The organism is Rhodoferax sp., assembly GCF_034519335.1.
GTDB lineage: Bacteria > Pseudomonadota > Gammaproteobacteria > Burkholderiales > Burkholderiaceae_C > Allorhodoferax.
In genome coordinates this window covers 1-10,926 of record NZ_JAXHOL010000042.1, presented here as the reverse complement: position 1 = coordinate 10,926, position 10,926 = coordinate 1, and the positions used below count along the sequence as shown (strand labels likewise).

Here is a 10,926-nt window from a genome sequence, read left to right as displayed (position 1 = left end):
CCGCACTGCCGTGCGACTCCACCATGGCCACGCCTGTTTCGTCACACGAAGACTCGATTCCCAACACCAGCATGCTTGTTTCCTTCAGAGCCGCCGAGTTTAGAGGATGGGCTTGGAATGCCGTGCGCATCCCTACGCATAAACGCAGGCCCTCTGTCAACCTGACCCGCTTGGCGCGACTTTTGCGTGCCATGATTGGTGTATGACCGAGCCGCTTCGCATCGTCGTGATCAACTCAGACTTGCAGGTCGATGACCCGCAGGACACGCATGCGTTGGACCAAGCTGAACGCTCACGCAGCCTGCGCATTGGTCTGCTGGAAAACGGCTTCAACCTGATCGCCTCGCTGCCTGCCGATGTCTACTTGACGGAGCGGCTGGCCCAGTTACAGCCCGACATGATCATTGTGGACGCCGAGAGTGACGCACGCGACGCGCTGGAACATGTCGTGATGGCCACGCGCGACGAACGCCGCCCCATTGTCATGTTCACCAACGACAACGACAGTGGCAACGCCCGCGCAGCGGTGGCGGCCGGTGTATCCGCTTACATCGTGGCGGGGCTGCAAGCAGAACGCATCCGTCCGATTCTGGAGGTGGCCATGGCCCGCTTCCAGCATGAGCAGGCATTGCGCGCGGAACTGGCCAACACCCGCAGCGAACTGCACGAACTCTCAGCGGCCCTGCAAGACCGCAAGGTAATTGACCGCGCGAAGGCCTTGCTGATGCAACGGCAGCAACTCAGCGAAGAAGCCGCCTACGGCAAGCTCCGCAAAACAGCCATGGACAAAAACCTCAAGATGGTGGAAGTTGCCCAGCGCATGCTGGACGTGGCCGACTTGCTGTCTTGAAACCCGTTCACAACTGCTTACCTCCCGTTCACACTCCAGGGACTTTCTCGGGCTAAGCTGGCACCCATGTCACACGAAACTCCCTTGGAACCACTGGCCCCAGAGGTCTATGACGCAGCCCCCGCCGCGGTGCAGGAGCGCATGGTGTCGCAACTGGTGGGAAAAATTTACGAAACCGCGCCGGTCACGGTGCGCAGCAAGCTGATCTTGCACCTGATGAAACCCCTGGGTGTGCTGTCCCTGGTGGCGGTGGCTGACGGCATCTTCGCAAAAATCCGCTTTCGCAGTGACTGGCCTGATGTGCAGGTGCTGCCCGAGGATGTGAAGAACGTGGCCCCTCAGGACGTGGTGGCACTCACGCACTATGCGCAACAGGTGAGCCTGCATGTGCTGGACGGACTGGCCCAGCTTGTGATGGCCTCGCCAGTGCTGGCCAGCTCCGCCGCTGCAGCCTTGCTGGTCCATATCCTGGTGCAGCGCAGCCACGCAGATCGCCGCACCGAGCACCGCGGCTAATCACGCCGGGCGCCACCCACCCGCACATGCCCCAAACCACGGCATAGACGACCGAGCGCAGAGCCATCTCCTGCTTTGGTGCAGCGCACAAAATCAGTGCGTCTTGCTCATTTTTAGATGAAATAGGCCTCCAGACCCCGCATACATTGCGCGAACAGCTCCTCTATTCATAGCACTTGGAAGCCAGGAATAGCTGGCACAGACATTGCATAAGTTCCTGCGAAACCGGCAACGGTCATGCACTGGGCTCCACCTAACGGCGGGCAGAGTTCCATGCAACAGGACAAAGGCGTCCCCACAGGTTCACTTGCGCACCGCGCAGCGAACCCAGTGCGGACGCCTTTTTTGTTTTTCGTTTTGTGTTTTTCACTTCTGGAGCTTGTGCCATGACAGACCTTTTGAAAGCCAAACTCAGCCGTCGCGCTGTTCTGCAAACTGCCGCGGTTGGCGCCTTTGGCATTGATCCCGCGCTGCGCGCGGCGGTGTACGCCGCAGGCTCGGATGCGCCAGAGAAGACAGAAGTCAAGATCGGCTTCATCCCGTTGACCGACTGCGCCAGTGTGGTGATGGCCGCAGAGCTGGGGCTTGATAAAAAATACGGTGTAAAGATCATTCCTACCAAGGAGGCCTCTTGGGCAGGTGTACGCGACAAGCTGGTCAACAGCGAACTGGATATGGCTCATGTGCTGTACGGCTTGATATATGGAGTGCACTTGGGCACTGCCGGCCCAAAAAAGGACATGGCAGTTCTCATGGCTCTGAACAACAACGGTCAGGCCATCACCCTGTCCAAAGCCCTCGCAGACAAGGGAGCAGTGGACGGCCCTTCACTCGCCAAGCACATGGCGGCCAACCCACGCGAATACACATTCGCCGGCACATTCCCCACCGGCACCCACGCCATGTGGATGCACTACTGGTTGGCCGCTGCTGGGATTAACCCGCTGAGCGGCGCCAAACTGATCACCGTACCTCCACCTCAGATGGTGGCGAACATGCGCGTTGGCAATATGGATGGCTTCTGCGTGGGTGAACCCTGGAACCACCGTGCCATCATGGATGGCATTGGCATCACCGCCAACACCACCCAGGACATCTGGAAAGACCATCCCGAAAAAGTGCTAGGCACCACCGCAGAGTTCACCAAGAAATACCCCAACACAACCCGCGCCGTGATGATGGCGATATTGGAGGCTGGCAAGTGGATTGATGCCGGCTTGCAAAACAAACTCAAGATGGCAGAAGTAGTCGCCCAAAAAGCCTACATCAACACCAGCGTGGACGCTATCAACCAGCGCATTTTGGGCCGCTACCAAAACGGCATGGGCAAGACCTGGGATGACCCCAACCACATGAAGTTTTTCAACGACGGTGCAGTCAACTTCCCTTACCTGTCAGACGGCATGTGGTTCCTGACGCAGCACAAGCGTTGGGGCCTGCTGAAAGACCACCCTGACTATCTGAAAGTGGCAAAGGAAGTAAACCAAATTGATCTCTACAAGTCCGTAGCTTCGGCGATGAACATTCCAGTCCCTAAAGATGTTTTGCGCTCAAGCAAACTCTTTGACGGCGTGGTCTGGGACGGCAAGGATCCCAAGAAGTACGCCGACAGCTTCAAGGTCAAGGCCTGATTTCCATCCACCCAATAGGAGGTCACCATGGTGAGCGCCGTATTTCACTCGCCCCTGGCTGCTGCAGCCGAGGGGTCTGCTATCAAAAAAGAAGCTGCTAGCGCAGTATCCACGGGGTCCAGCATGCAAAAAAGCACTGAAACCGCGGCACCAGCCGTGCCTCCACAGACCAAGCCTGGCTATGACTGGCGCGGGCTGCTGCTGCAGGTGTTGCCACCACTGCTGGGGCTGGCGCTGCTGATCGGCATCTGGGCCCTGGTGAGTGTGGGCACCGCCGCCAGCATTCCCGGTCCGCTGGAAACCTGGAAACAGGCGGTCGTGCTGTTTAGTGATCCTTTTTACAGCAAGGGCCCCAACGACCAGGGCGTAGGCTGGAACGTGTTGTTCTCGCTGGAACGTGTGGCGCTGGGCTTTGGTCTGGCCGCTGCGGTCGGCATTCCTGCGGGTTTCATGATCGGCCGCTTTGAATTTTTGAGCCGCATGTTCAACCCGCTGATCAGCCTGCTGCGCCCGGTGTCTCCCCTGGCCTGGCTGCCAATTGGCCTGCTGGTGTTCAAGGGCGCCAACCCTGCCGCCATCTGGACCATCTTCATCTGCTCCATCTGGCCCATGATCATCAACACCGCAGTAGGCGTGCAGCGTGTGCCACAGGACTACATGAACGTAGCCCGCGTGCTCAACCTCTCTGAGTGGAAGATCGTGACCAAGATTCTGTTCCCCTCGGTGCTGCCTTACATGCTGACCGGCGTTCGCCTGGCAGTCGGCACCGCGTGGCTGGTAATCGTGGCGGCCGAGATGCTGACCGGTGGCGTGGGCATTGGCTTCTGGGTGTGGGACGAGTGGAACAACCTCAACGTCAAGAACATCATCATTGCCATCTTCGTGATCGGCATCGTAGGCCTGCTGCTGGAGTACGCCCTGATCAAACTGGCAACCGCATTCACATTCGAAGAGGTGAAGTCATGAGCAACAGCAAGTACATCGAAATTCAGGGCGTAGAGCAAACCTTCAAAACCAAGAAGGGCCTGTTCCCTGCGCTGCGCAACATCAACCTCAACGTCGCCAAGGGCGAGTTTGTGGCACTGATCGGCCACAGCGGCTGCGGCAAGTCCACGCTGCTGAACCTAATTGCAGGCCTGACCACGCCCACTGCGGGCAACTTGCTGTGCGCCAACCGCGAAATCGCCGGCCCTGGCCCCGAGCGTGCCGTGGTGTTTCAAAACCATTCGCTGTTGCCCTGGCTCACCTGCTTTGAAAACGTCTACCTGGGCGTGGAACGGGTGTTTGGCGCGGGCTCCAAGAGCGCCGGAGCAGCTTCCGAGAACAAAGCCCAGCTGATGGCCCGCACGGATGCAGCCTTGGCCTTGGTCGGCCTGACCGCCGCCGCACAAAAGCGCCCCGGTGAAATATCCGGTGGCATGAAGCAGCGCGTGGGCATTGCCCGCGCCCTGGCCATGGAGCCCAAAGTGCTGCTGATGGACGAGCCCTTTGGCGCACTGGACGCCCTGACCCGCGCCAAGCTGCAAGACGAGCTGCTCGAGATCGTGGCCCGCACGCAAAGCACCGTGGTCATGGTGACACACGATGTAGACGAGGCGGTGCTCTTGTCCGACAAGATCGTGATGATGACCAACGGCCCTGCGGCCACCATTGGCGAAGTGCTCAGTGTGGACTTGCCCCGCCCGCGCAACCGCGTAGCGCTGGCAGATAGCCCGCAATACCTGCAGTACCGCAAGGCCGTGATCGACTTTTTGTACACGCGCCAAGCCCACGTAGAGAAGGTGGCCTGAGCCGCCGCCCTGCCTGGGTCCATGGCCCCAGGTCGGGCGTATTCATTCGGCTGCGGTGCACACAAATTGTGCGCCGCACCATTTCAGGCATCCAAATCCTTCACCCTCAAAACACCCCCAGTTGCCCCTTCGAGACCCCGTTCCCCCCCCTTCCTCGGGCACCCCTCCCCCCCCCCCCCGCCGCCCCGGGCCTGCCCCTCGAGCCACCCCCCCCCGGGCACTCCCCCCCGGCCCCCCCCGCCCCCCCCCCTCCACCCGCAAGGTGCCCCACCCCCCCTCCCCCCCTCCCCGGCGCCGGCATTCGGGCGCCTGCGTGGCGCTTCCCCCCGCCCGCCTGTCAAATGGCGCTGCTAGCCGCCGGTGGCTTGTGTGTGGGGAGTGGCTTGCGGCAATGGCGTATCGCGCATGCCCACCCGCCCCACAAAGGGCAGCCGCAATGCCGGGGCATTGAGGTCAAGGCCAAAGTTCAGGCCCAGCACGTTCAGCTCCAAACCCTCCTGGAGGCCTACACTCACGCCCAGCAATCCCAGCAAAGAAAACTGCACACCTGAGCCGGAGGGAGACACACCCACCGGGTTGCTCAGTGGCCGGTAGTCCTTGCCGATGGCATTGGGCGGCAAATCGAGTTGCAATGCCTGCACCTCGCGCCCAATATGAGCCAAAAAAGTGTTGCTGTTGGGGCCCGGGTAACTGCGGTAGTGCTCGGCATACGGGTAACTGGCCACAGCAGCTTCGATGCGGTCAATCATGGCCTCGACTTCGCCACCCCGGTGATCCACCAAAAGGTCCGGAGCTGATCCGTACCACAGTCCGTCAGGCACTGCATAGTTGCGCTGCACCACCTGCGGCGCACGCCAACCCACCACGTCATACCGCGTGTAGGCGGTCTCACCTTGGCGTTTGTAAATGATCCAGGGGTGCACCGCAAAATTGCCGCGCCAGCCGTAAGTGGGCGCGGCATAGACCTGAACGATGGCCTGGTCTGCATGCCGCACCGGGTCCGGGGCCAATCCCGAAGAATGTCGGGCTGCAGTCGCCCAATTGCGCCCGCTGCTTTGCTGTGCGTGGCCATTTTGTACGACCAAAACCAGCCCCAACCAGGCCCCCACAACACTCCAGCGCATCAACCGCTTCATGGCTATCGAATCCGCATGTCAGCCGAACGAAGCAACGGGTGTGGGGAGCGCATCGTCCAAGTACAGCTCGTATTCATCCCATTCACCCTTGCCAAAATTCTCGTCGCACTGCTGGGCAATATCGTCAAACGAAGTGAACTCGGTGCAGAACATCACGGTGCTGAAATCTTGGCGATAGGTGCGCCCGGCTTCGTCAATCAGTTCACCGGCAGGGTCCATCACAACCTGGCAGCAATGCACCCAGACGTAGTGGCCTTCCAAGGCATCTTCCATCTCAAGGGCACGCAGCGCCTCTTCCTCGTCTTCCGACGTGGGGCTTGATTTCGTCAAACGGTAGGTCTGGCCGTGGCAAGGGTGCTGGGGATCGAGTTCCAGGTCAATGGTTTTCCAATCGGGGGAAATCTGGTCCGCCACGGCCATCAGCTCCGCTTGGCTGATATCACCTTCCCAATACACATCGGTGATGTGCACCGAAGTGCCAAACTCTCCAAACCAGAGACTCGCTTTGTGTTTCAGGGTTTCAGGGTGCATGCGGGAACTCCAAAGTGCGTGAAAGCACTTTAGCGCATGCCAGACGATTCCCAGGCCCGCGGGGTGAAAACCCCGAAAACTCAGTGGTCCAGCTTGGAAGGGCTCTCCCTGCTGATAAGGGCATCAAACCACGCCGCATGCTGGGCGCTGCATTTCATGTGCCGCTGCAACCCGCGCTGGAATGAGGTCAGCCGTGGCTGACGCTGCTGCATCGGAGGTGTCAACGCTTTACCAGGCTGCCGAACTTTTCTCATGGGAATTTCCCTCAGGTGGTGTGTCCATCCTAGCGGCTCGGGATGACACACAACGCTTTGCAAGCCGCACTTTTTTGTAAAGCCGCAGAACTGTGGGGTTCTCTCCACACCCGCAGCAAATACCCATGCAACGCTCCCAGACGTACCCGCCCGGTTAACACAAAAGAGAGTCAGGCCAATGCCAACCGTGCGGCTCCGGCGCTATGGCGCGCATTTGAAAAACCTATTTGAGTGATTCACCCACAAACCCTAAACTGACCAGCACACCCCATTTCAACTGCACCAGGAGACCACCATGTCGACAGAAGCCAAATGCCCGTTTCCCCATGCCGCACGCACCAACACCACCGTTGCCGCACCGTCCAACACCAGCTGGTGGCCCAACCAGCTCAAGCTCACCGTGTTGCACCAGCATGCACCTGCATCCAACCCCATGGGGGCAGGTTTTGATTACGCCAAAGAATTCGAGAGTTTGGACCTGCATGCCGTGGTCAAGGACCTGCATGCGCTGATGACGGATTCACAAGATTGGTGGCCCGCCGACTGGGGCCACTACGGCGGACTGATGATCCGCATGGCCTGGCACTCAGCCGGCACCTACCGCACCTTTGACGGACGCGGCGGCGCAGGCAGCGGCAGCCAGCGCTTCGCCCCACTCAACAGCTGGCCGGACAACGGCAACCTCGACAAGGCACGCCGTCTGCTCTGGCCCATCAAACAAAAGTATGGCCGCAAGATTTCTTGGGCGGACCTGATGATTCTTGCAGGCAACGTGGCCCTCGAATCCATGGGCTTCAAAACCTTTGGTTTTGCCGGTGGACGCCCGGATATCTGGGAACCCGAAGAAGACATCTACTGGGGCGCCGAAAAAACCTGGCTGGCCACCAGCGACAAACCCGGCAGCCGCTACTCTGGCGACCGCAAGCTGGACAACCCGCTGGCTGCCGTGCAGATGGGCCTGATCTACGTGAACCCGGAAGGCCCGGACGGCAAACCTGACCCTGTGGCGTCTGGCCGCGATGTGCGCGAAACATTCGCCCGCATGGCCATGAATGATGAAGAAACGGTAGCCCTGGTGGCCGGTGGCCACACTTTTGGCAAGGCACACGGCGCGGGCGACCCCGCGCTGGTAGGCCCCGAGCCTGAAGGTGCGGGCATCGAAGCCCAGGGCCTGGGCTGGATCAACAAACTGGGATCTGGCAAAGGCGTGCACACCACCACCAGCGGCATTGAAGGTGCCTGGAAGCCCAACCCCACCACCTGGGACAACGGCTACTTCGACATGCTGCTGGGCTACGAGTGGGAGCTAACCAAAAGCCCCGCAGGCGCCCACCAGTGGGTCGCCAAAAATGTGAAGCCCGAACACATGATTCCCGATGCACACGATCCATCCAAGAAACATGCACCCATGATGACTACGGCGGATTTGTCACTGCGTTTTGACCCAGCCTACGAAAAAATTTCGCGTCGTTTCCACCAAAATCCGGCCGAATTTGCCGATGCTTTTGCACGCGCCTGGTTCAAGCTTACCCACCGGGACATGGGTCCCGTCACCCGCTACCTGGGCCCCCTGGTGCCCAAGGAAACCCTGATCTGGCAAGACCCCATACCGGTTGCGAACCACCCGTTGGTGAACGCCCAGGACGTGGAGGTACTGAAGACCAAGATCATGGCATCGGGCCTGTCCGTCGCACAGCTGGTCAGCACAGCGTGGGCCTCAGCCTCCACCTTCCGCGGTAGCGACAAGCGTGGCGGTGCCAGCGGTGCGCGGATTCGCCTCGCACCGCAAAAGGACTGGGAGGCCAACCAGCCCGCAGAACTGTCCAAGGTCTTGTCTGTACTGGAAGCCATCCAAAAGGACTTCAACGCCGCGCAATCTGGCGGCAAACAAATCTCGTTGGCCGACCTGATTGTTTTGGCGGGTGGCGCGGCGATTGAGGCTGCCGCCAAGAAAGCGGGGCAAAGCGTGCAGGTCCCCTTTACACCAGGCCGCATGGACGCCTCGCAGGACCAGACCGATGTGGAGTCGTTTGCGGTGCTGGAGCCGTTGGCAGATGGATTCCGCAACTACGTGCGCAAAGGCTCAGAAGCCTCGGCTGCAGAATTGCTGGTAGACAAAGCCCAATTGCTGACCCTGAGTGCGCCAGAAATGACCGTGCTGATTGGCGGCCTGCGCGCACTGAACGCCAATGTCGGTCAGGCCACACACGGTGTGTTTACCAAGCGCCCCGGTACGCTGAGCAATGACTTCTTTGTGAACCTGCTGGACATGGGCACCCAATGGCAACCATCTGCCACCACGCCCGGAGTGCTGGAGGGGCGTGACCGAGCCAGCGGCACCCTCCAATGGACGGGAACCGTGGCTGACCTGGTTTTTGGCTCCAATTCCCAGCTGCGGGCATTAGCCGAGGTCTATGCCAGCAGCGATGCAAATACGGTCTTCGTGCAGGACTTTGTGGCGGCGTGGACCAAAGTCATGAACCTCGACCGCTTCGACATCGCGTAACACCCAACTTGCGCTACCCAGCCGCCGCAAAAAGTCCGCTCGGCCGGACCAAGCGGCGGCTGGTGCTCGCTACACGCAGCGCCTCTGTACAAAGGTAGCTGCAGTCAGCGTAAGCCGGCCTAATCCAACAACATCTGCATGCTGTGCCCGTAATGGGTGGACAGTTGTTCAAACAAACCGAGCAGGATTTCACTCCGCTCTGCCAGAGATTGCACATGTGCGGCGCCCTTGAGAGGACCCAATGGCTGCAAGGCCCGGGCAGCTGCCACCATCTCCATCCAGGCCACACCAGCGGCGGCCAAGGTGCCATGGATATCCGGCGTACTCAGGGGGATGCCATTGAGAAATGTCAGCGCGTCCTCAAACTCGCGCTGTGCAGCCCCCATGAGCACCAAGGCGGATTCCGCTTGGTCTGCCTCAGCCACCACACACAGCAGCGCGTATTTGCTGAACCGTTGCGACAACATGCGTTGGCGACCTGCCATATTCAACAAATGCAAAGGCGCACCGGCGCCAGACCGCTCCAAGCTTGAGGTCAGTCGCTCGGCGCCCGACAACAGGGCCTCGGCCTGCTGCTCCATGGCAGCCACATCAGCCAGCGCCAAGGCTGCTTTCAGTTGCCCCCAAGTGCCAGCCACTTGCTCCAACAAATCGCCATAGGTGGCCTGGGATACGCTTTTACGCAGGAAGGCGAAATTGGCCTCCACGCGCTCCAGCGACTCGTCGAGCAAGGTGTTGTGCTGCCCCACTTGCACCCCGGCGGCCTGCAGCAGATGCAGCTTGACCACCCGTTGCGACAACATTCGCAATTGGCCGGACCGGTTGACCGCCTCGGCCAAGTTTGCCGACTGGATGATGTGCTGCGACAGCTGACCAAGTCGTTGTTTGGAGCGCATGGCGGCGGATCTCAGTGCACTGAACGCATCATCGTCGGACAAGCGCTGGGCATGCATCAGGATGCCTTTGGCCCGGTCCACCGATTTGCGCTCCTCCAGGCGGGTAGCAATGGCCTCGTAGGATTCCCGCTGTTGCTCCGAATGCCTGAAGCGGGCTTGGGCGAGGTGCACCAAAGGGCGCAGGCGATGGGCTCCATACCCATCCACCACATAGACATGCACCCCGCACTCCACGGCCTTTTGCATCCGGCTGGCGTCTGTGTCGTGGGTAAAAACAATGAGCGGACAGGGCAGGGCCAGCTCCAAACGCCTGAGCACCTGCAACCAAACCACGCTTACCCGGGGTACATCGCAGATCACCACATCTGGTGCATGAAGCACCACGGACTGCACCAACTTGTTGCAATCCTCCACGGTGGCCTCCAGCGCCAAACCCGCGGCCACCAGGTCCACGGCCAAGGTCGGCGCTGTTGCAGGACGGGTTTGGCATAACAAGGCAGTGGTCATGGCGTGCGAGGTTCAGAGTGACAAAGGGGCCTTTGGGGCGGGTTCATGGGCCCATCGGCAGCAATTCGCGCACCAAGGTGCACGGCCCAGACGGACGGGCGCCATCATATGGCACAGCTTTTGCGTAAGTCATCGCGGGCGCAACGACGCGTCCCAACGAGATGACAGCCGCCATGGTTCTGCGCACAACGACGTCGCGCAGTGCAGGCTGTCCAAGGCCAGTGCTTGCTGGTGCGCCTTTGCTTAAGGCGCAGATCTCCACTACCCCCTATTTTCGGCATGTGGCACCGCTACATCCCACAAAGTCTT

Annotated in this window: 9 protein-coding genes; 6 read left to right on the top strand and 3 right to left on the bottom strand. The window is 60.2% G+C overall.

From position 1 onward, the window contains the following. The first annotated feature begins 202 nt into the window (after positions 1 to 202). The 5 genes from U5O12_RS19295 (at position 203) to U5O12_RS19275 (ending at position 4,787) form a co-directional block, all read left to right on the top strand. Positions 203 to 850 (top strand): ANTAR domain-containing response regulator, encoded by a 648-nt coding sequence (locus U5O12_RS19295; RefSeq protein ID WP_322580209.1) that lies wholly within the window; start codon positions 203 to 205, stop codon positions 848 to 850. Positions 851 to 916: 66 nt separating this feature from the next. Continuing rightward, the gene (locus U5O12_RS19290) at positions 917 to 1,366 is read left to right on the top strand and encodes a hypothetical protein (RefSeq protein ID WP_322580208.1); all 450 of its coding nucleotides are present in this window, start codon (positions 917 to 919) and stop codon (positions 1,364 to 1,366) included. Positions 1,367 to 1,752: 386 nt separating this feature from the next. Continuing rightward, positions 1,753 to 2,997 carry a CmpA/NrtA family ABC transporter substrate-binding protein gene (locus tag U5O12_RS19285; RefSeq protein WP_322580207.1) on the top strand — a complete coding sequence of 415 codons (1,245 nt, stop codon included), beginning with the start codon at positions 1,753 to 1,755 and terminating at the stop codon, positions 2,995 to 2,997. A 27-nt stretch (positions 2,998 to 3,024) separates the two neighbouring features. Beyond that, on the top strand, positions 3,025 to 3,963 hold the full coding sequence (ntrB, locus tag U5O12_RS19280) for a nitrate ABC transporter permease (RefSeq protein WP_322580206.1): 939 nt from the start codon (positions 3,025 to 3,027) through the stop codon (positions 3,961 to 3,963). Next, positions 3,960 to 4,787 (top strand): ABC transporter ATP-binding protein, encoded by an 828-nt coding sequence (locus U5O12_RS19275; protein ID WP_322580205.1) that lies wholly within the window; start codon positions 3,960 to 3,962, stop codon positions 4,785 to 4,787. The genes ntrB and U5O12_RS19275 overlap by 4 nt, the downstream gene beginning before the upstream one ends. 350 nt (positions 4,788 to 5,137) lie before the next feature. Here the strand turns inward: U5O12_RS19275 and U5O12_RS19270 are convergent, their stop codons facing one another. Together U5O12_RS19270 and U5O12_RS19265 are read right to left on the bottom strand one after the other, a co-directional pair. Next, a complete protein-coding gene (locus U5O12_RS19270) occupies positions 5,138 to 5,911 on the bottom strand; it encodes a DUF3750 domain-containing protein (RefSeq protein WP_322580204.1) in 774 nt (257 codons plus the stop codon). A gap of 30 nt (positions 5,912 to 5,941) precedes the next feature. Continuing rightward, the gene (locus U5O12_RS19265; protein WP_322580203.1) at positions 5,942 to 6,454 is read right to left on the bottom strand and encodes a hypothetical protein; all 513 of its coding nucleotides are present in this window, start codon (positions 6,452 to 6,454) and stop codon (positions 5,942 to 5,944) included. A 549-nt stretch (positions 6,455 to 7,003) separates the two neighbouring features. Here U5O12_RS19265 and katG point away from each other — a divergent pair. Next, complete coding sequence (gene katG, locus U5O12_RS19260) at positions 7,004 to 9,214, top strand: catalase/peroxidase HPI (protein WP_322580202.1); 2,211 nt, start codon at positions 7,004 to 7,006, stop codon at positions 9,212 to 9,214. A 119-nt stretch (positions 9,215 to 9,333) separates the two neighbouring features. Here katG and U5O12_RS19255 read toward each other — a convergent pair whose 3' ends face one another. After that, entirely contained in the window at positions 9,334 to 10,617 is a 1,284-nt protein-coding gene (locus U5O12_RS19255) for an ANTAR domain-containing protein (protein WP_322580201.1), read from the bottom strand. Positions 10,618 to 10,926: the final 309 nt, after the last annotated feature.

What these genes read in the sequence shown, in the direction of transcription:
- U5O12_RS19295 (WP_322580209.1), top strand. Translation starts at nt 203, where the DNA reads ATGACCGAGCCGCTTCGCATCGTCGTGATCAACTCAGACTTGCAGGTC.
- U5O12_RS19290 (WP_322580208.1), top strand. Translation starts at nt 917, where the DNA reads ATGTCACACGAAACTCCCTTGGAACCACTGGCCCCAGAGGTCTATGAC.
- U5O12_RS19285 (WP_322580207.1), top strand. Translation starts at nt 1,753, where the DNA reads ATGACAGACCTTTTGAAAGCCAAACTCAGCCGTCGCGCTGTTCTGCAA.
- ntrB (WP_322580206.1), top strand. Translation starts at nt 3,025, where the DNA reads ATGGTGAGCGCCGTATTTCACTCGCCCCTGGCTGCTGCAGCCGAGGGG.
- U5O12_RS19275 (WP_322580205.1), top strand. Translation starts at nt 3,960, where the DNA reads ATGAGCAACAGCAAGTACATCGAAATTCAGGGCGTAGAGCAAACCTTC.
- U5O12_RS19270 (WP_322580204.1), bottom strand. Translation starts at nt 5,911, where the DNA reads ATGCGCTGGAGTGTTGTGGGGGCCTGGTTGGGGCTGGTTTTGGTCGTA.
- U5O12_RS19265 (WP_322580203.1), bottom strand. Translation starts at nt 6,454, where the DNA reads ATGCACCCTGAAACCCTGAAACACAAAGCGAGTCTCTGGTTTGGAGAG.
- katG (WP_322580202.1), top strand. Translation starts at nt 7,004, where the DNA reads ATGTCGACAGAAGCCAAATGCCCGTTTCCCCATGCCGCACGCACCAAC.
- U5O12_RS19255 (WP_322580201.1), bottom strand. Translation starts at nt 10,617, where the DNA reads ATGACCACTGCCTTGTTATGCCAAACCCGTCCTGCAACAGCGCCGACC.